Origin of the sequence: Ochrobactrum sp. SSR, from assembly GCF_030067775.1 — a bacterium.
In the GTDB taxonomy this organism is placed as follows: Bacteria; Pseudomonadota; Alphaproteobacteria; order Rhizobiales; family Rhizobiaceae; genus Brucella; species Brucella teleogrylli.
This window is the reverse complement of record NZ_CP125971.1, coordinates 61,019-80,261: the sequence shown is the minus strand read 5'-3', so window position 1 is coordinate 80,261 and position 19,243 is coordinate 61,019. Positions and strand designations below refer to the sequence as shown.

The following is a 19,243-nucleotide window of genomic DNA, read 5'->3' as shown; positions in this document are numbered from 1 at the left end:
ACGCTTCTACTCTTTCCTGATGCGGGGTGCGCTTTCCAGCAATTGTCGCGTATAGGCGTGTTGCGGATGAGCGAAAAGATCGCGGGTCGGGGCTTCTTCCACAATTTCTCCGAAATACATCACCGCCACCCGATCTGAAATTGCTTCCACAACCGCAAGGTCGTGACTTATAAAAAGATAGGAGAGATCGAACTCCCGTTTGAGCTGGTCCAGAAGCAACAGAACCTGAGCCTGCACCGAAACATCAAGTGCACTGACTGGTTCATCCAGCACGATAATCTCGGCCTCCGCTGCGAGTGTTCGCGCTATTGCAATCCGCTGTGCTTGCCCGCCAGAGAACTCATGCGGATAGCGTTCCAGCGTGTCTTTTGGCATCTGCACGGCATCAAGCAGTTGCACCATCTTCTGCTTGCGCTGCGCCGTGTCGAGTTTGCCCAGAAGCTTAAGCGGAACGTCAAGAATTTGTCCTATTGTCTTGCGGGGGTTGAGCGAAGCGACAGGGTCCTGAAAGACGTATTGGATGACCTTGCCAAATGCTGAAGCCCCCGCTTTGCGCAGATCGGTCGCATCGCGATCCGCGATTGTCATGGTCCCACTTGTGGGTTCCGTCAGCCCGACAAACATGCGCGCAAGGGTGCTCTTGCCGGAGCCGCTTTCGCCGACCACGGCAAGGGTCTCCCCCGCCGCAAATCAAGAGATACTTTTTTAACCGCATCAACCTGATGGCGTTTTCGACCGAAGAGCGTTCGTCCCCCGCCAAAGGTTTTGGTCAGATCGCGTGCACTGATAGCAATTTCACTCATGCTGTCATGCCTTTATTCCCGCGTCCAAAGACTTTAGCTACTTTGTTCAAAAAACTTGCGCCCTGTCCGAGTTCTGGCACGCACGCAATGAGCCGCTTGGTATAGTCATGCTGCGGGTTGGACAGGACTGCCCTCGCCGTGCCCGTCTCGACAATCTCGCCATCCTTCATCACCGCAACGCGATCGCAGATTTCTGAAACCACGCCAAAGTCATGGGTGATGAACAACAGCGCGATGCCGCGTTCACGCTGCAATTCGCGCAGCAAATCGAGAATTTTGGCCTGTACCGTTACATCGAGCGCCGTCGTCGGTTCGTCGGCGATGATGATATCGGGATCATTTGCCAGAGCCATTGCAATGCCAACACGCTGGCGCTGGCCGCCGGAAAGCTGATGCGGATAGTGACTGGCGCGTTCCCTGGCGTCTGGAATGCCAACTTTCTCAAGCAGTGCTATTGCTTGCGCGCGCCGCTCCGTTGCGGTGATGCGCCGATGCGCTCCGATCGCTTCTTCGACCTGCCAGCCGATGGAATACATCGGATGCAATGTCGTGAGCGGGTCCTGAAACACATAGGCCACCTTGCTGCCGCGAAGGGCCGTCAGTTCAGTCTCCGGCATGGAAAGCACATCCCTGCCCTCAAGAAATATGGAGCCATTGCGGATAAGCCCGGGCGGCGATGCGACAAGCCCCATGATTGAAAGCGCAGTAACGCTCTTTCCTGATCCGCTTTCTCCAATGAGGCCGAGACATTCCCCCCCGTTCCAACTGGAGAGAAACATTTTTGACGGCAGGGGAGAAATGCCCGCCGCTGACGAACCCTGTTTCCAACCCATCAATCGACAATGCCGCATTGCCCAATATTTCGGGTTTTGTAACTCGATCTCTGGCGACGTCGGTTCGTGCACCGGGACGCGCAAGGGCACCGGACCGTAGGCGTGGATCAAGAACGTCGCGTACACCGTCTCCAAGGACATTCAAGCTAATCACAAGCAGGAAAATCATCAGCCCCGGAACAATCGACACATGCGCGGCATTGAAGAGCTGCGCCCTGCCCTCACCCAGCATCGAACCCAGATCAGCTTGTGGCGGCTGCGCGCCCAGACCGAGAAAGCTGAGACCAGCCGTTTCGAGGATCATCCAGCCGGCAGTCGTAGACATGGTGATGACGATTACCGGCATCACATTGGGAAGGACTTCGCTCGCTAATATCGAGATGGGGCTTTTTCCAGAAAGCCGCGCCGCGTCGATGAATTCGCGATGTGCGAGACCCAGCGTAACACCGCGTACATTGCGCGCAAAGAACGGGATATTGACGACGGCTATTGCAAACAGCGCATTCATCAGTCCGGGGCCAAGAACTGCGACAATCGCCAAAGCAAGCAGGATATAGGGAAATGCCATCAGCATATCGACACCGCGCATCATCAGATTATCGGTGCGCCCACCCACAAAGCCAGCGACCAGACCGATAGAAGAACCGATAACAGCCGCGATCAAAGTAGCAGCAAAACCCACTGCGACCGATACACGCGTCCCCCAGATGACCCGGCTTAGGATATCCCGGCCCAGTTGATCCGTTCCAAGCAAATGGCCGGACGTGAACAAGGGCTGCAACCGCGTCGCGGGTGACGTGGCATCCGGATCGGGTAACGGCAGCAAAGGCGCCGCCAGAACGACAAGGCAGATCGCGACCAGTAGAAAAAAGCCGAAAGCGGCCAGCCGATTGCTCATGAGCAGCCCCCATGAGGTCAATCGTGTCTGCGCCGCAACCGCCGCACTTTGTGTCAGCAAACTCATGTGCGGATCCTCGGATCAAGCATGGTCTGGAAAATATCGGCAACCAGATTGAAAAGGACGTAGCTCGCAGCCACCACAAGCACACCGCCTTGGACCAGCAGAATATCGCGCGTGGATATTGCCTTCACCAGCATCGCGCCTATGCCCGGCCATTGAAATACGGTTTCGATATAGACCGCTCCGCCCAGCACAAACCCTGCCTGTATACCGATCACGGGAATGACACTGACAAGTGCAGCGCGAAACGCATGGCGGTAGATCACTCGTCGCTCGTTCAGCCCCTTGGCGCGGGCGGTGCGGATATAGTCTTGTCGCAAAACTTCCAGCATCGCGCTGCGCGTCAATCGGGCGATAACACCCGCCGCCACAACGGCAAGTGTTGCAGCAGGTAAGATCAGGTGCCAGATCAAGTCCTTCAGATCACCGCCGCCATAGACGGCATACATACCGGATGCGGGCAGAATTCGCCAATGAACAGCGAAAAGATAAATCAGCAGGAGACCGAGCCAAAATGAGGGGATGGAAATTCCAGCAAGAACGACGAAGGTGATCGCCCTGTCCGCCCAACCAAACTGACGTACGGCTGAGACGATGCCCGCCAGCAATCCGACGATGGAACACAGGACGAGCGCCACGCCAGCCAGGATCAGTGTCGCATGAAATCGTTCCAGAACCTCATCGAGTACCGGCCTGTTGAGAACGAAGGAACGGCCGAAATCGCCATGCAGCAGATTGCTGATCCAGATGAAATACTGCTGCACGAGAGGCTTATCCAGACCAAGATCGCGGTTTACCCGCTCGACGTTTTCAGGCGTTGCATAGGAGCCGAGCAATGCGGTTGCCGTGTCGCCGGGGATCATGGCCATCACGAGAAAAACAATGATCGAAAGTCCCAGCAACACGGGGATCACCGCTACAAGGCGTTTTAAAATATAGGCTGGCATTTCAAGCCCTCCTTTAAATCCGAGATACTGCTGCCCTAGACTTTGGCAAGCGGGTTTGAGGCTTACTCCTTTGTCACCGTTTTCAGATGCAGCAGGAAGGACGGTTGCAGCTTGAGGCCTTTGACGGCAGCGGTTGTCACCGCATTCTGTTTCCAATTGGCTACGAAAAGCCATGGCGCGTCGTCATGCACAATCGCCTGTACCTCGCCGTAGAGCTTGCCGCGTTCGGCCTGGCTGTTCGACGTGCGCGCTTTTTCAAGAAGCGCGTCCAGTTGCGGGTTGGAATAATAGCCGGAATTAAATCCGCCCTTGTCAGGCAAGGCATCAGTCCGCAGCGTCAGATACGGCACAGTATCCGGGTCATTGGTCATCCACGCCATTTCGGCCATATCGGCTTTGCCTTCGAGACCCGTGTTCACGCGGCCCAGAAAGGTGTTCCATTCGTAAGTCTCGATTTTAACCTTGAACCCAACGGCCTGAAGATCCGCCTGGATCGCCGCCCCCATGGTGATGGGATCAAGCATGCCAGAGCCGCCCTCTGTCACATAGAAAGTGATTTCCGGATTGGTGACACCGGCCTCGGCCAGCAATGCTTTGGCCTTTTCGGGGTCATAGGGATAAGCCTCCGTCTTGTCTTCAACCCAGTTGAACGCCGGTGGAATGGGACCGGCTGCAACAGTCGCGGAGCCTTGCAAAACATTATCGACAAGCGCCTGTCTGTTGACTGCATAATTTGCAGCCTGCCGTACCTTCTTATCAGCGAAAGGGCCAGTTTTTGCATTCAGAATAGTGAACCAGACATGAGGTCCGGCCTGTTCCGCTACGGCAAAATTCGCGTCCTGTTTGAACGTGGCAAGATTGTCTGGCGGCACTTCCACCATGACATCGAGGCCACCAGCCATCATTTCTGCAACGCGGGTATTCGGATCAGTTATTGGGCGGAACACAACGGCTTCCAAAGCGGGCGCGCCGTCCCAGTAATCGGGGTTTCGTTCCACCACAACGCGTTGACCGGATTGCCATTCGGTAAATTTGAACGGACCTGTTCCCGATGGATGCCGCCCAAACTCCTTGCCATATTTCTTCACAGCTTCGGGCGAAACGATAAGACCCGTCGGATAAGCCAGATTGGACAGAAATGGCGCAAATGGCTCTTTCAATTTGAACTCGACTGTTGTCGGATCAATCGCATTGACGGCTTCAATCGACGAGAAATTGAAGGAAAGGGGAAATGGCCCGGTGTTGTAGAAAGGATGATCCTCCTTCAACATCCGATCAAAGTTGAACTTCACCGCCTCGGCGTTGAAATCGGACCCATCATGAAATTTGATACCCTGACGCAGCTTGAACCGATAAGTCTTGCCGTCATCTGAAATGGTCCAGCTTTCGGCCAATGCAGGCTCAACCTCGAGTGTCCCATCCTTATAGCGCACGAGACCATCATAGATATTGACCAGAATACGGAAATCATTGGTTGCGGTGACTGTATGCGGATCGAGCGATTGCGGCTCCGCAATCTGCCCCACGATCAGCACGTTGGGCGGCGTTTGAGCCAGTGACGGCATTGCCGGCCCCGCAATTGCGAGCGCCATTGCCGCCAGCGCAGCACGAAATAATCTTCTCATCGAGCGATCCCCTTTCGTTATGCCTATTTAGCTAACACTAATTTATAGGCATAAACTTTTCTGGATCAACTAATTATCATAATAAATTTCATACTGCTGAAAAAGGCGGACCTCGGCCCGCCCTTAAACTGTGAAGGTTTCTGCTATTCGGCGGGAGTGTCTTCAGGCTTCAAATCCTGCTCGGCTTTGGTGGATTTTTGATGCGTAAAGCCCTTCAAACCCTTGGCTGTTTCTTCGGCGTCACGTTTAATTTCCACGTCGCTCATTGCATAATGAACGGCCAGTTTAGCAATTGAGGTCAAGGCGCTCAAATGAATGCGCTCATACCCATGGGACGCATCAACGCCGAATGTTAACAGCGCGGTCCGTACGTCATGCCCTGCCTCCACGGCAGAAGCCGCATCCGAGCGATAATACCGGAACACGTCTTTCTGTACCTGAATATCTTGTTCGCCACAGAGTTCATAAAGCTTCTTGGTCAGATGATAATCGAAGGGCCCCGTCTGGTCGGCCATAGCGAGCGTTACGCCGAATTCCGACGAGTTTTGCCCCGGCGCGGTCGTTCCATTATCGATGGCAACGAGAGAGGCAATATCGGGAACCACCACAGCCGACGCGCCGACCCCAACTTCTTCGCCGATGGTGAAGAGCCAATAGGTGTCAACCGGCGTTTCGATCCCGCCTCGCTGCATGGCTTCGAGTGAGGCGAGCATGATGGCCACGCCTGCCTTGTCATCCAGATGGCGAGAGACGATGAAGCCGTTATCAATAAACTCTGGCGCGGGATCGACAGCAACAATATCGCCCACATCAATCCCAAGCTGAACAAGGTCTTCCTTGTTGCGTGCCAGTGCATCAACCCGCAATTCGACATGGGGCCAGCCGACCGGCTGAGTGTCGACTTCTTCGTTGAAGGTGTGCCCGGATGCCTTTAATGGCAGGATGGACCCGCGATAGGTTCCCTTGCCGGAAAAGATGGAAACCCGTGCGCCTTCTGCGAAACGGGCAGACCAGTTTCCGATAGAGACCAGTTCAAGACGACCGTTATCTTTCAGGTACTTAACCTGCGCGCCTAATGTATCCACATGCGATACGATACCCCGCGCCGGGCGCCGGGATGCGCCCGGTCTACGGGCCCGAATTGCACCGCGTCTGGTCAGCATCACTTCCAGACCGAGCATTTCCAGTTCACGGGCGACATAGCGGACGGCTTCATCCGTAAAACCCGTTGGGCTTGGTATCGAAAGAAGCGCTTTAAGCCTTGTAACAAGGTAGTCCTGATTAATGGGGATGGAGTTCTGCATAAAGCGAATGTCGCAGAATGCAGAAATATCGTCAACAAGGTGGGGCCACTTCCTCGTGAAGTTGGCCCCGTGCGGCCTTGTTATCACCGGTCTGCGAAAACGCTTTCAATCGCCGCTTTCGTTGCAGAAACGACCTGATCCGCTTCTTCCTGCGTCAGACAAAGCGGAGGCGCAAAGCCCAGAATGTCACCTTCGGGCATTGCACGCCCGATGACGCCATTGGCAAGAAGGGCGGCCGAAATTTGTGCGCCAATCTTGAGTGACGGGTCGAAGAATTGACGATCATCGCGATCTTCCACAAACTCGATAGCAGCCATCAGCCCCTCACCGCGCACATCTCCGACATGCTTGTGATCGCCGATAGCGTCCTGAAGCGCCTTGCGGAAATAAGCGCCGGTTGAACCAGCATTCTCCACCAGCTTCAGTTCGTCAATGAGCTTCAGATTTGCTACACCGGCAGCAGCACAGATCGGATGCGCCGAATAGGTCCAGCCATGACCAATCGCTCCCATCTTGTCTGATCCCTTGACCAACACTTCCCACATGCGATCCGAGACGATCGATCCGGAAAGTGGCGCATATGCCGATGTCAATCCCTTGGCGATGGTAATCAGATCGGGTTTCATCCCGTAATGGTCTGAGCCAAACATGCTGCCGAGGCGGCCAAAGCCTGTCACGACTTCGTCTGCCACGAGCAGAATGTCGTATTTGTCGAGCACGGCCTGTATCTTCTGCCAATATCCTGCTGGAGGCGGCACGATACCCCCCGTACCCAGCACAGGCTCGCCGATGAAAGCAGCAATTGTGTCAGGCCCTTCCGCCAGGATCATCTCTTCAAGCTTGTCGGCGCAATATTGTGAGAATTGCTCTTCGTTCATCGAGCGATCTTCGCGGCGGAAAAAGTAAGGCGCCTGCGTATGCAAGATGGGCGCACGCGGCAGATCAAAGGCGTTATGGAAAGTCGCAAGACCGGTCAAACTGCCGGTCATGACGCCGGAGCCATGATAACCGCGCCAGCGCGAGATGATTTTCTTCTTCTCGGGGCGCCCCAGAATATTGTTGTAATACCATATCAGTTTGATGTTGGTTTCATTGGCGTCGGAACCCGACAAGCCGAAATAGACGCGGCTCATATGATCGGGCGCACGATCGATAATCATCTTGGCAAGCGTAATTGACACTTCCGTACCATGGCCTACATAGGCATGATAGTAGGCGAGTTTATGGGCCTGTTCAGCGATCGCATCGGCGATCTCCTTACGGCCATAGCCGACATTCACACAGTATAGTCCGGCAAAGGCGTCAAGGCTCTGACGTCCATTCACGTCGGTGATAAACACACCCTTGCCATCGTCCAACACACGGGTTGGAGTCTCACCACGTGCATGCATGCCCATATGTGTCGATGGGTGGAAAAAATGATCGCGGTCCCACGCGGTCAATTCGTTGCTGTTGTTTAACACTGTCAGTTTCCTTTCATTGCGCGACACATTCATGCGGCGGTATCGATGCAGAGATATTTGAGTTCAGTGAAAGCGTGGATGCCGTGATGGGAACCTTCGCGTCCCAGTCCGGACTGTTTCCAACCGCCGAAGGGTATGGGCGCACCGGTGATCTTGGCGCGATTGATGGCGACCATGCCGTATTCGAGAGCACGCCCCATCCGCAGCTGCCGTGCACCATTGGCGGTCACAACATAAGCGACAAGGCCGTATTCTGTATCGTTGGCCCGCGCGATGACCTCATCTTCCTGATCGAATGCAGCAATAGCTGCCACCGGGCCAAAGGTTTCTTCCTGCATGATAGCCGCATCATCAGGCACATCGACAAGCAAAGTCGGTTCATAAAACAACGTATTGTCACCGATGCGATTGCCGCCAACGAGTACCCGCGCTCCTTGCGAACGCGCATCCGCCACGTGTTCTTCGACCTTCTCGACCGCGCGGCTATGCATCAGCGGCCCGATATCTACTCCCGCTTCAAAGCCTTGGCCCACCTTGAGCGCAGCAATTCGCGCCGCAAAGGCTTCGGTGAAAGACGCGAGAATGCCGCGCTGAACAAAAATACGATTTGCAGCCAAACAGTCCTGACCGGAGGTTGCGAATTTCGCGGCCATGGCCACGTCTACAGCTCGCTCCAGATCGGCATCATCGAAAATGATCAATGGTGCATGCCCGCCAAGTTCCATGACAAGGCGCTTGACCGTTGCCGCACATTTGGAAGCGATCAGCTTGCCGATCTCAGTAGAACCCGTGAAGCTCAAAGCGCGTATGCGCGTATCATTGCAAAGCGTATCGACGATTGGCGCCGCCTTGCCTGTCACAACGTTGAAGATGCCAGCGGGAAAACCCGCTCTTTCGCCAAGTTCCGCGAGAGCAAGTGCGGAAAGCGGCGTCTCGGATGACGGATGAACAACGACCGGACAACCCGCTGCGATAGCGGCAGCGGCCTTCCGCGTAATCATCGCGTTTGGAAAATTCCATGGCGTTACAAGCCCCACAACGCCGAGAGCCTCGCGACGTACCAGCATGTCTGCATCGGGCAGATGGCTCGCTATTGTTTCACCGTTCAGGCGTTTTGCTTCTTCTGCAAACCATTCAACGAAAGACGCGCCATAATCGATCTCGCCGAGGGATTCCGTCAGCGGCTTGCCCTGCTCAAGCGTCATCAGTACTGCCAGGTCATCCTGGTTCTGGACGATCAGTTCGTACCATCGCCGCAGAATGCGCGCCCGCTCCTGTGGGAGCAACAGCGCCCATTCAGGAAAGGCCTTTTCCGCCGCATCTATTGCTGTAAGCGTCTGGGTTCCATTCAGGCTTGCGACCCGTGCCAGGCGCTGCCCTGTCGCGGGGTCCACAACCGGAAATGTCTCCGCCTTCTCTCCAGCCACCCAACGCCCGTTGATATAGGCCAGCTCGCGAAAGAGATGTTTCTCACGCAGCCTTTTTAGCCCGTCATGTTGTATCGGATGATCCAGAACGGCATTCATAATGCTTCTCCCAATTCAGGAAAAGCATCTCATAGGAGCACCGTTGATTTGGACCAAAGCGACCGACGCCACTGGTTATTTGGACCAAACTTGGCCCAGTGCATAGTCCGCTTGGTCTACGCTTGATCGTCGGCAAGAAGCGATAGTGGCGCAGCGCCCTTCGCATGCTTGACCAGCTTGGTCACGATATAGGTGAAATAGCGCTCGATACCGATATTCTGGTCCAAAAGCCGGTCGATCAGCCGCTGGTAGCCATCAATATCGCGCGCAGCGACCATCAGGAAATAGTCCACACCACCACCAACCGACCAGCACGAAATGATTTCCGGCAACGCCGAAACGGCACGTTCAAACCGATCAAAGTCACTTTGACGATGATTACCAAGTGTAATCTGCACAATGACATGCGCGATGGGAGCGACTTTACGGTAGGCGATATGCGCATGATAACCGGTCACTATGCCAGCTTCTTCCAGTTTGCGAAGGCGCAGCCAACACGGCGTCGGCGACAGCCCGACCTTTTCCGCTAATGCAAGTTTTGTGATTTTCGCATTCTCCTGCACCGCATCGAGAATACGCAGATCAACAGCATCGAGCTTAAGGGCAGATTTCATTCGGTTGATCCGGTTCCAGTGAGAATTCAGTGCGCTCTTCCTTGCATGAGCAAACAGGGCTGGCAAGGCTAGCCGCCAGAACAGTGGCGCAAATCTAATTGTAATGATCCAATATAATCATTGACATGATCTTTCCCGTCTTTCACACATATTGCAACGAAAATATTCAAGACATGGGGAACGAGCTTGCGACCACACGGTTTCGCATACGGTGCATTATTGCGTCCTGCATTTCAGCACCAATGCAATTGGCCGCAGCCTTTCCGTTCCTCGACTAGTTTTGAGAGGCGAAAGACGTGTCCGCAATGGTGAGTATCCGGGAAGTCGAACAGGCGCACGACAGGCTGCGTGGCCAAATTGTGCGGACCCCGCTCGTTCGCACAAAACGCCTCAGTGAAATGTCCGGGGCACCGATCTTCCTCAAACTTGAAAATCACCAAACCACCGGCAGCTTCAAGTTGCGTGGTGCAACGAACGCCGCTCTCAACGTGCCTGCTTCCAAGCGAAAGTTTGGACTTGTCACCGCTTCCACAGGAAATCATGGCCGCGCATTGGCCCATGCGGCTTCTCTGCAAGGTCTCACAGCCACTATCTGCCTCTCCTCACTCGTTCCGCGAAACAAAGTCGAGGCGATTGAGCGACTGGGTGCCAATATTCGCATTGTCGGAAAGTCTCAAGATGACGCGATGGAGGAAGTCGTCCGTCTTGTGCGCGATGAGAACATGAATGCGGTTCCGCCTTTCGATGATCCACACGTGATCGCGGGCCAAGGAACCATCGGGCTTGAGTTGCTGGAAACTATGCCTGACATGGAAACCGTGCTTATCCCGCTTTCCGGTGGTGGGCTGGCGGCAGGCATCGCCGCCGCAGTCAAAGCACATAAACCCAAAGCCCGAATAGTTGGTATCTCAATGCGGCGGGGCGCTGCAATGCAGGCAAGTCTCGCCGTCGGCCATCCTGTCTATGTAGAAGAAGTGGATTCGCTGGCGGACTCGCTAGGCGGCGGCATCGGTCTAGATAATCGCTGGACCTTCGCCATGTGCCGCGATCTGCTGGATGACGTGCTTTTGCTTGACGAAGAAGAGATTGCCTCAGGTGTGAGACACATGGCCCTTCACGAAAATGAAGTCATCGAGGGCGCAGCCGCCGTTGGTGTTGGCGCGCTTCTTAGTGGCAAACTTGAAGTTTCAACCCCAACCGCGATTATTGTTTCTGGTGGCAATATCGATCCCAAACAACATCGCATGATCATGAATGGCTTTGTGGGGGAGCGAGCTGATGGCTGAAATGCGGATATTAAGCGAAGCAGATCTTCGTCAGTTCATTATGCTCGGTCTGGAAACCATCGTCTGTGTCGAAGATGCGTTTCGCGCGCTTGCAGGTGGAGACGTCCGTATGCCGCCGATCCTACGGCTCGACATTCCCGCCGAGCGCGGGGAAGTCGATGTTAAAACCGCCTATATTCCGGGGCTCGATAGTTTCGCGATCAAGATCAGCCCTGGATTCTTCAACAATCCTTCCATTGGCTTGCCTTCGACCAACGGCCTGATGATCCAGTTTTCCGCAAAAACCGGGCTGATCGAAGCCCTGCTGCTCGACAATGGATATCTGACTGACTTGCGCACCGCAGCAGCGGGCGCGGTCGCTGCAAAATATCTGGCCCGAGAAGACGCCAACACAGCCGCAATCTTTGGCGCGGGTATACAGGCCCAATTGCAGCTCGAAGCCCTCACTCTGGTGCGCCGGATCGGGGAAGCCCGCATCTGGGCACGCGATTTCAAGAAAGCGACAAGCGCAGCGGCGGTCCTGGAACAGAAGCTAGGAATCCCGGTCGTTCCCGTTGAAGATGCGCGAAAGGCCTGTGCGGGGGCCGATATCATCGTCACGACCACACCGTCAGAAAAGCCACTCATCGAGGCTGACTGGCTGGAGCCGGGGCAACATCTCACCGCCATGGGTTCGGATGCCGAACACAAGAACGAAATAGAACCCGAGATCTTTCGCCGACCGATCCTGTATGTCGCGGACAGCCTCAGCCAGACGCGCAGGTTAGGAGAATTGCATCACGCAATCGACGCCGGGATCGTTGCTGCCGATGCCCATTTCCCTGAACTCGGACAGATCATTTCAGAGGGGGGCAGTTTCCTCCGTAATGCCGAAGACATCACATTTTGCGACCTGACGGGCACCGGCGTTCAGGACACGGCCATTGCACGTCTTGCCACGGAACGCGCAACCAAGCGCGACGCTGGTGCCAAAATCGACTCGAACAAATCTGCTGGAGCCAATCAATGAGCGTTGAACTCAATTTCACCCGCGCCGAGTATGACGCCAGAATTGCCAAGACCAGACGCGCTATGGAGAAGGCTGGTTTCGATATCATCATTGTAACCGATCCGTCCAACATGCATTGGCTGACCGGTTATGACGGCTGGTCCTTTTATGTTCATCAATGCATCGTCCTTGCAATGGATGGAGAACCAATCTGGTATGGGCGCCGTCAAGACGGAAACGGCGCAAAACGCACGGCCTGGATCAGCCACGACAGCATTATCGGCTATCCGGATCATTATGTGCAGTCACTGGAACGTCACCCCATGGATTTGCTGGCATCCATCCTTGACGACAAAGGTTGGGGCTATAAAACGATAGCGGTGGAGTTCGACAATTATTGGTATACGGCAGCGGCCCATCACGCTCTGCAAAGGCACTTGCCGAATGCGCGGTTCAAGGACGCTCAGGGACTGGTGAATTGGCAACGTGCCGTCAAAAGCCCCACAGAGATCGACTACATGCGCAAGGCGGGCCTCATTGTCGAAGCGATGCACAAACGTATCGTCGATACAATAGAACCGGGCATGCGCAAATGCGATCTTGTGGCAGAAATCTATGACGCCGGAATACGAGGTGTGGGCGAATTTGGCGGTGATTATCCAGCCATCGTACCGCTCTTGCCCTCTGGTGCAGATGCTTCCGCCCCCCACCTCACATGGAACGATTTGCCGATGAAATCCGGCGAAGGTACGTTCTTCGAGATTGCGGGGTGCTACAAGCGCTATCATTGCCCGCTGTCTCGAACTGTCTTCCTGGGCAAGCCGACACAGGCATTTCTCGATGCCGAAAAGGCCACACTGGAGGGAATGGAGGCTGGTCTCGCGGCTGCCCGGCCCGGCAACACCTGTGAAGACATTGCTTCAGGATTTTTCGGTGTTCTCAAGAAATATGGCATCATTAAAGATAATCGCACAGGCTATTCGATCGGTCTTTCCTATCCGCCAGATTGGGGTGAGCGCACGATGAGCCTGAGGCCTGGTGATCGCACTGAATTGCAGCCAGGCATGACCTTTCACTTCATGACGGGGCTTTGGCTTGAAACCATGGGGCTGGAAATCACAGAAAGCATCGTCATCACCGAAACCGGCGTCGAATGCCTTTCAAAGGTACCACGCAAGCTGGTGGTCAAGGACTAGTTTCATGATGCACACAACGCCACCTCCACGCCCCTCCCCGATCACACCCACTGTCGATCTTACGCGGGATGGAATCCAGCATGGCCATTTGCGGCTGCCGTGGTCGCGGGACGATTCCGCATGGGGCTCAGTGATGATCCCAATCTGCGTGATCCGCAACGGTGATGGTCCGACGGCACTGCTGACCGGCGCCAATCACGGCGACGAATATGAAGGGCCTGTGGCGCTCTATGATCTCGCAGCAAGTCTGAAGCCGGAGCAAATCAATGGTCGCGTCATCATCGTTCCTGCGATGAATTTCCCAGCCTTTCAGAAGGGCACCCGCACCTCCCCAATCGACAAGGGCAATCTCAATCGCAGTTTTCCGGGCCGTCCTGACGGTACGGTCACGGAGAAAATCGCCGACTACTTCACGCGCTATCTTATGCCAGAAGCCGACATCGTATTGGACTTCCATTCAGGGGGGCGCACGCTGGATTTCCTACCCTATGCGGCTGCACATGCTCTGCCCGACAAGGTACAGGAAAGCCGCTGCTTTTCCGCAGTCAAGGCCTTCTCCGCGCCCTATTCCATGCGCATGGTCGAGATAGATGCGGTGGGCATGTATGACACCACTGCGGAAGAAGCTGGGAAGGTCTTTGTGACAACCGAGCTCGCAGGTGGTGGAACCATATCCGCCCGCACGGCCGCAATAGCAAAACGCGGCGTGCGCAACCTTTTGCGCCATTCCGGCATTCTGGAAGGTGAGATTGAACAGTCGCCGACGGTCTGGCTCGATATGCCGTCAAAGGATTGTTTCGGCTTTGCAGACACAGACGGCCTATTGGAACCGCTCGTCGATCTGGGTTCCGAAATTTGGAAGGGTGACCTCATCGCCCGCGTCCATAACATAGCGCGAACCGGCAGTGCACCGCAGGAACACCGCGCCAAGCTCGACGGTGTTCTGGCTGCCCGTCACTTTCCGGGGCTCGTCAAGATGGGTGACTGCCTCTCGGTCATTGCCACAATCTGCGAGGAACCCGTAGCGCGTTAACTGAAACCCATTGAACTACCGAAGCAATAAGCCGGATTAAAACAAACCGGTAATTTCAAAGAGGAGTGAACACAATGCGTATGAAACTTTATACGATTTCTACCCTGCTTTCTGCGGCAGCAACCATTGCCCTCACCCTGCCATCTCACGCCGTCACGATCGACGATCTGAAAAGCGCTGGCTTTGTCCGTGGCGCAACAGCCAACGAGATGCCCTATGGTTACATGGACGAAAGCGGGGCGGCGAAGGGTATTGGCCCTGACGTGGCGGCAGCGATCTTCAAAAAACTTGGCATTGAAGAAGTTGACTGGACGGTCACGCCATTCGGCTCGCTTATCCCGGGCTTGAAAGCCAAGCGTTTTGAATTCGTCGCTGCCGAACAGAATGTCTTGCCGGAACGGTGCAAGCAGGTGCAGTTTACCGTTGCCAATTCCAGCTATGGTGAAGGTCTTCTGGTGCCCAAAGGCAACCCCAAAAAAATTCACTCCTATGACGACATCAAGAAGGACCCATCCCTGAAGGTCGCTATCGTATCAGGTGCAGACCAAATCGACTTCCTGCATGGAATGGGGATTGACGAATCCCAGATCGTGATGATCCAGGGCAATGCCGATGCGCCCTCCACCGTACAGACAGGACGAGCCGATGCTTATGCTGCAACCGAACTCACGGTTGCAAAGCTTGTCGAAAACTCCCCTCAGCTGGAACAGGCTCATCCATTCACCGACCCTGTCGTTGAGGGGAAATCTGCGCGAAGCTTCGGCGCCTTTAGTTTCCGCCCTGAAGACAAGGACTTTTATGAAGCTTTTAACAAAGAGCTTATCGAATTCAAGAAGACCGACGACTACAAGAAAATCCTGACAACATATGGACTTAGCGAAGAAAGCGTAGAAGCTGCACGCGCTGTAGACACAGCAGCACTCTGCAACGCAAAGTAAGCTTATCAGCGCCCGCCGATCTCAATAATATCGGCGGGTCTCTCTGCCCGGGAGACGACCCTATGCATTGGACGGAATATTTACCCGCCCTTTTCAAAGGCGCCCAAGTCACCATCGTACTTGCTTTGAGCTCGATGGTGATAGGCACCATATTCGCGTTTGCGGCGGGAATAGCGCGCTTTGCAGGCGGGAGAATCCTATCGGCGCTCGCCGTGGTCTATATTGAAGTCTTCCGGGGCACGTCGCTTCTGGTACAGCTGTTCTGGCTCTACTATGCCTTGCCCCTGATCGGCATTTCCTTTGACCCCGTCACCACGGGCATCATGGGTCTTGGCCTGAATATCGGTGCTTATGGTGCCGAGGTCGTGCGCGGTGCGCTGCAGGCCGTACCAGAAGCCCAACATGAAGCGGCACGCGCGCTCAATTTTGGCAAAAGACACACGCTGTTCCACATTGTCTTGCCGCAGGCTATTGTCGAGATGATGCCTGCATTTGGCAATCTCGCCATCCATAATCTCAAGGATACCGCTCTTGCGTCCCTGATCGCTATCAGCGACCTGACATTTCAGGCCCAAAGATTGCGCAACCTGACATTGGATAGCGTGACCATTTATTCCCTGACACTGCTTGGCTATTTCGCGATGGCTCTTTTGCTTGCGACTGCAATAAGATGGCTGGAACGACGCCTTCGCCGCCAGACCATGGCTGGAGGTTTCGCATGATCTATGGTTATGCCTGGGACACCACGTCCACACTGTCCTTCGCCATATCGATCTTGCCGATCCTGGCTATCGGTCTGACCGTAACGCTGAAAGCTGCAGCAACCGGTTTTGCCATTGCCTTGGCGCTTGGACTGGTCTTTGCGCTTTTACGGCGCAGCCGTTACAAAATCGTTTCCTGGCCCACGGCTGTTGTGGTGGAGTTCTTGAGGGATACGCCGCTCTTGGTGCAGCTCTTCTTTCTTTATTACGTACTGCCAGTCTATGGCATTGTCTTGCCAGCATTTTTAACCGGCGCTCTGGCGCTCGGCCTGCAATACTCAGCCTATACATCCGAAGTTTATCGCGGCGGCATTGAGGCCATTCCTCGTGGACAATGGGAAGCGGCCCGCGCGCTCAATCTGACGCCGTGGAGGACATATCGCGATATCGTCATACCGCAAGCGGTTCCCCGGATCATTCCGGCCATGGGCAACTATCTGGTCTCGATGCTGAAGGAAACGCCGGTTCTCTCGGTCGTCAGCATCGTCGACATGCTCAATCTTGCCAACTTGATCGGCGATCGTACCTTTGAATATCTCGTACCGCTATCGATGGTCGGCCTGATCTTCCTCATTTTGACACTCATCTGTTCAGCAGTCATCCGTCTGCTTGAACGAACACTTCCAAAGAACGGGATCGCTCTCAAATGACGCAGGAAATCATTCGCTTTCAGAACGTCGTCAAACGCTTTGGAGCACTGACCGTATTGGATCAGTTCAATTTCTCGGTCACAACAGGCGAAAAAGTTACGCTCATTGGCCCATCCGGATCCGGCAAATCTACCGTGCTGCGCATTCTCATGACACTTGAACCCTTTCAGGAAGGCACGCTGGAATTGGGTGGTGTGCCCTATCATGAGACCGGCGGCAAAGAACCGTTTTATGCCAGCGAAGCACATTTGCGGAAGATCAGATCGCATGTCGGGATGGTGTTTCAGAGCTTCAATCTCTTCCCCCACATGTCCGTAATGCGCAACGTCATCGAAGCGCCCGTCCATGTCCTTGGTCTTAAACGTGCGGAAGCCGAAGCACGCGCGCTGGACCTGCTTTCTCTTGTCGGCCTCTCGGACAAGAAGGATCACTATCCATCCCAATTATCGGGCGGTCAGCAACAGCGTGTTGCCATAGCACGATCACTGGCAATGCGTCCGCGTGTCCTGCTGTTTGATGAACCGACATCGGCGCTGGATCCGCAGCTTGTTGGCGAGGTGTTGTCAGTCATCCGCAGTCTTGCGCAGGAGCATGATCTCACCATGCTGCTGGTTACCCACGAAATGCGCTTTGCGCGAGAAGTCTCTGATCGTGTGTGCTTTTTCGACAAAGGGCGCATCTGCGAACAGGGCACGCCCGAACAGATATTTCAAGCACCGAAAGAAGCGCGCACCAAGGAGTTTCTCCAGTCTGTCCTTTAGGGTCAGGCTATAGCGCCAACATCATAAACTGGTGGAAGTTGTGCAGCGGTTTCACGGATGGTTTCAAGTGCCTTGTGCAAGGTTGTGCGTGACAGCCGTCCGCCAAGGCAAATTCGAATGCCCCCTTGGCCGCGGTCGGCCCCGGCTACAAACGGATCGGATGGCGTCACTGCGACCCCCTTATTGGCCAGCGCTCTTACCAACCCGTCTTCCGACCAGTGGCGCGGGATTTTGAGCCAGGCGCACAGAGACAACGGGTTACTCCCTGCGATCAGAGGCCCCAAGACGTCACTCACCTGCGCCTGTCTTGTACGCAATTCGCCCCGTTGGATTTCGATGAGTTCCTTGACGGTGCCATCCTCAATCCAGCGGCTTGCCATCTCGCCCAGAAGATTGACCCCGCTCCAGCTTGTCACGCGCAAAATCGATGCAACACGAATGGAATATTGCGATGGAACAACGAGATAACCGGTGCGAAGCCCCGTCATGACAGTCTTCGTGAAGCTTGTTACGAAGAAGCCCAAATCCGGCAGCAATTCCGGCATTGAAGGCAACCGTTCTTCGAGGATCGGTTTGTAAACTTCGTCTTCGATAACACAAACATCGTATCTTGCAGCGATTTCCGCGATCGCCATACGCCGTTGCGCAGACATGAGATGACTTGTAGGATTGCCCAGTGTCGGTATCAGTACGAGCGCGCGGACATCCCCAGCTTTGCACGCCATCTCAAAAGCATCCGGCATGACACCTTGTTCGTCGATTGGCAGGCCGCGCAGGGTAAATCCCAGCACATTTGCGAGCCCGATAATGCCATGGTCGGTCAAGCGTTCCGTCAGCACCACCTCGCCCGGCTGAACAATTGTCGCGACCGCAAGAAACAGGCCATGTGCCGCTCCATTGGTAATGACGATACGGCCCGGATCAACATCAACAGATAAGCTACGCAGCCATTCCTGAGCAACGGCGCGATGGTGATCCAGCCCGGCGATTGGCCGACATGGACGCATGAAACTGGCGTTTTCCGTTTGGCTCAATTGTTCAAACAGATGCTTGGAGGCCCGCTCATGCGCCTCCGTATAGACAGCTCGTATGATCGACATATCAGCGGTGCCGCTCGGATCTCGATCCAGCATGAAACGGTCCGCAAGTTCGGTGACGCGATTGCAAACGTAAGTTCCGCGTCCAACTTCACCACGCAGATAACCGCGTCGTTCTGCTTCCTTATAGCTGATACTGACAGTCTGCACAGAAAGTCCGAGTTGATGCGCAAGCTCGCGATGCGTAGGCATCCGGGCTGCCGGTTGCAGAATACCGCCCTCGATATCATCGACAATTTTTTCTGTCAGAAGTCGGTGTTTGGTTGCGCCTTTGCGCAGCTCCAATACGGGTTTCCACATAGGCTTACCGGCTCCATCATGACAAAGTGTCGATTGAACTGTTATAGCAATTTTTGTCATGACATACAGGTCAAATACGACGCAATGAATGTCGCCCACACAATTTGTTAAGATGCGGGCGCCTTGACCGAAACATGGTTTAACCTGGGAATAGCCC

At 54.8% G+C, this 19,243-nt stretch carries 15 protein-coding genes and 2 pseudogenes; 8 read left to right on the top strand and 9 right to left on the bottom strand.

What is annotated here, in order from left to right; all coding sequences use genetic code 11:
• Positions 1–6: 6 nt before the first annotated feature.
• The 8 genes and pseudogenes from QLQ11_RS17815 to QLQ11_RS17780 form a co-directional block, all read right to left on the bottom strand.
• Positions 7–803, bottom strand: a pseudogene (locus tag QLQ11_RS17815) (ATP-binding cassette domain-containing protein).
• Positions 800–2,600: pseudogene (locus QLQ11_RS17810) on the bottom strand (dipeptide/oligopeptide/nickel ABC transporter permease/ATP-binding protein). Before QLQ11_RS17810 ends, QLQ11_RS17815 begins: the two co-directional pseudogenes overlap by 4 nt.
• Positions 2,597–3,544: an ABC transporter permease gene (locus tag QLQ11_RS17805; RefSeq protein WP_121537909.1), complete on the bottom strand. Its 948-nt coding sequence runs from the start codon at positions 3,542–3,544 to the stop codon at positions 2,597–2,599. Before QLQ11_RS17805 ends, QLQ11_RS17810 begins: the two are co-directional and overlap by 4 nt.
• A gap of 62 nt (positions 3,545–3,606) precedes the next feature.
• A complete protein-coding gene (locus tag QLQ11_RS17800; protein WP_121537911.1) occupies positions 3,607–5,169 on the bottom strand; it encodes an ABC transporter substrate-binding protein in 1,563 nt (520 codons plus the stop codon).
• Between the two features lie 143 nt (positions 5,170–5,312).
• Complete coding sequence (locus QLQ11_RS17795) at positions 5,313–6,473, bottom strand: osmoprotectant NAGGN system M42 family peptidase (protein WP_121537913.1); 1,161 nt, start codon at positions 6,471–6,473, stop codon at positions 5,313–5,315.
• A gap of 83 nt (positions 6,474–6,556) precedes the next feature.
• A complete protein-coding gene (locus tag QLQ11_RS17790) occupies positions 6,557–7,936 on the bottom strand; it encodes an aspartate aminotransferase family protein (RefSeq protein ID WP_121537992.1) in 1,380 nt (459 codons plus the stop codon).
• Positions 7,937–7,965: 29 nt separating this feature from the next.
• Positions 7,966–9,462 carry an NAD-dependent succinate-semialdehyde dehydrogenase gene (locus QLQ11_RS17785; RefSeq protein WP_121537915.1) on the bottom strand — a complete coding sequence of 499 codons (1,497 nt, stop codon included), beginning with the start codon at positions 9,460–9,462 and terminating at the stop codon, positions 7,966–7,968.
• Positions 9,463–9,578: 116 nt separating this feature from the next.
• A complete protein-coding gene (locus tag QLQ11_RS17780) occupies positions 9,579–10,076 on the bottom strand; it encodes an Lrp/AsnC family transcriptional regulator (RefSeq protein ID WP_121537917.1) in 498 nt (165 codons plus the stop codon).
• Between the two features lie 305 nt (positions 10,077–10,381).
• On the opposite strand from QLQ11_RS17780, the gene eutB reads away from it, so the two are divergent.
• From eutB to ehuA, 8 genes are all read left to right on the top strand, one after another.
• Positions 10,382–11,362 (top strand): hydroxyectoine utilization dehydratase EutB, encoded by a 981-nt coding sequence (eutB, locus tag QLQ11_RS17775; protein ID WP_121537919.1) that lies wholly within the window; start codon positions 10,382–10,384, stop codon positions 11,360–11,362.
• Positions 11,355–12,371 carry a cyclodeaminase gene (locus tag QLQ11_RS17770; RefSeq protein ID WP_121537920.1) on the top strand — a complete coding sequence of 339 codons (1,017 nt, stop codon included), beginning with the start codon at positions 11,355–11,357 and terminating at the stop codon, positions 12,369–12,371. Before eutB ends, QLQ11_RS17770 begins: the two co-directional genes overlap by 8 nt.
• The gene (doeA, locus tag QLQ11_RS17765) at positions 12,368–13,546 is read left to right on the top strand and encodes an ectoine hydrolase DoeA (protein ID WP_121537922.1); all 1,179 of its coding nucleotides are present in this window, start codon (positions 12,368–12,370) and stop codon (positions 13,544–13,546) included. The genes QLQ11_RS17770 and doeA overlap by 4 nt, the downstream gene beginning before the upstream one ends.
• Positions 13,547–13,550: 4 nt before the next feature.
• Positions 13,551–14,579, top strand: a complete 1,029-nt coding sequence (gene doeB / locus QLQ11_RS17760) for a N(2)-acetyl-L-2,4-diaminobutanoate deacetylase DoeB (protein ID WP_121537924.1) — start codon at positions 13,551–13,553, stop codon at positions 14,577–14,579.
• A 74-nt stretch (positions 14,580–14,653) separates the two neighbouring features.
• A complete protein-coding gene (ehuB, locus tag QLQ11_RS17755) occupies positions 14,654–15,517 on the top strand; it encodes an ectoine/hydroxyectoine ABC transporter substrate-binding protein EhuB (RefSeq protein WP_121537926.1) in 864 nt (287 codons plus the stop codon).
• Positions 15,518–15,579: 62 nt separating this feature from the next.
• Positions 15,580–16,239 (top strand): ectoine/hydroxyectoine ABC transporter permease subunit EhuC, encoded by a 660-nt coding sequence (gene ehuC / locus QLQ11_RS17750; RefSeq protein ID WP_121537928.1) that lies wholly within the window; start codon positions 15,580–15,582, stop codon positions 16,237–16,239.
• The gene (ehuD, locus tag QLQ11_RS17745; protein WP_121537930.1) at positions 16,236–16,928 is read left to right on the top strand and encodes an ectoine/hydroxyectoine ABC transporter permease subunit EhuD; all 693 of its coding nucleotides are present in this window, start codon (positions 16,236–16,238) and stop codon (positions 16,926–16,928) included. The genes ehuC and ehuD overlap by 4 nt, the downstream gene beginning before the upstream one ends.
• Positions 16,925–17,689, top strand: a complete 765-nt coding sequence (gene ehuA / locus QLQ11_RS17740) for an ectoine/hydroxyectoine ABC transporter ATP-binding protein EhuA (RefSeq protein WP_121537932.1) — start codon at positions 16,925–16,927, stop codon at positions 17,687–17,689. Before ehuD ends, ehuA begins: the two co-directional genes overlap by 4 nt.
• A gap of 2 nt (positions 17,690–17,691) precedes the next feature.
• On the opposite strand, the gene QLQ11_RS17735 is transcribed toward ehuA, so the two are convergent.
• Positions 17,692–19,086, bottom strand: a complete 1,395-nt coding sequence (locus QLQ11_RS17735) for a PLP-dependent aminotransferase family protein (protein ID WP_121537934.1) — start codon at positions 19,084–19,086, stop codon at positions 17,692–17,694.
• Positions 19,087–19,243: the final 157 nt, after the last annotated feature.

What these genes read in the sequence shown, in the direction of transcription:
- QLQ11_RS17805 (WP_121537909.1), bottom strand. Translation starts at nt 3,544, where the DNA reads ATGCCAGCCTATATTTTAAAACGCCTTGTAGCGGTGATCCCCGTGTTG.
- QLQ11_RS17800 (WP_121537911.1), bottom strand. Translation starts at nt 5,169, where the DNA reads ATGAGAAGATTATTTCGTGCTGCGCTGGCGGCAATGGCGCTCGCAATT.
- QLQ11_RS17795 (WP_121537913.1), bottom strand. Translation starts at nt 6,473, where the DNA reads ATGCAGAACTCCATCCCCATTAATCAGGACTACCTTGTTACAAGGCTT.
- QLQ11_RS17785 (WP_121537915.1), bottom strand. Translation starts at nt 9,462, where the DNA reads ATGAATGCCGTTCTGGATCATCCGATACAACATGACGGGCTAAAAAGG.
- QLQ11_RS17780 (WP_121537917.1), bottom strand. Translation starts at nt 10,076, where the DNA reads ATGAAATCTGCCCTTAAGCTCGATGCTGTTGATCTGCGTATTCTCGAT.
- eutB (WP_121537919.1), top strand. Translation starts at nt 10,382, where the DNA reads ATGGTGAGTATCCGGGAAGTCGAACAGGCGCACGACAGGCTGCGTGGC.
- QLQ11_RS17770 (WP_121537920.1), top strand. Translation starts at nt 11,355, where the DNA reads ATGGCTGAAATGCGGATATTAAGCGAAGCAGATCTTCGTCAGTTCATT.
- doeA (WP_121537922.1), top strand. Translation starts at nt 12,368, where the DNA reads ATGAGCGTTGAACTCAATTTCACCCGCGCCGAGTATGACGCCAGAATT.
- doeB (WP_121537924.1), top strand. Translation starts at nt 13,551, where the DNA reads ATGATGCACACAACGCCACCTCCACGCCCCTCCCCGATCACACCCACT.
- ehuB (WP_121537926.1), top strand. Translation starts at nt 14,654, where the DNA reads ATGCGTATGAAACTTTATACGATTTCTACCCTGCTTTCTGCGGCAGCA.
- ehuC (WP_121537928.1), top strand. Translation starts at nt 15,580, where the DNA reads ATGCATTGGACGGAATATTTACCCGCCCTTTTCAAAGGCGCCCAAGTC.
- ehuD (WP_121537930.1), top strand. Translation starts at nt 16,236, where the DNA reads ATGATCTATGGTTATGCCTGGGACACCACGTCCACACTGTCCTTCGCC.
- ehuA (WP_121537932.1), top strand. Translation starts at nt 16,925, where the DNA reads ATGACGCAGGAAATCATTCGCTTTCAGAACGTCGTCAAACGCTTTGGA.
- QLQ11_RS17735 (WP_121537934.1), bottom strand. Translation starts at nt 19,086, where the DNA reads ATGTGGAAACCCGTATTGGAGCTGCGCAAAGGCGCAACCAAACACCGA.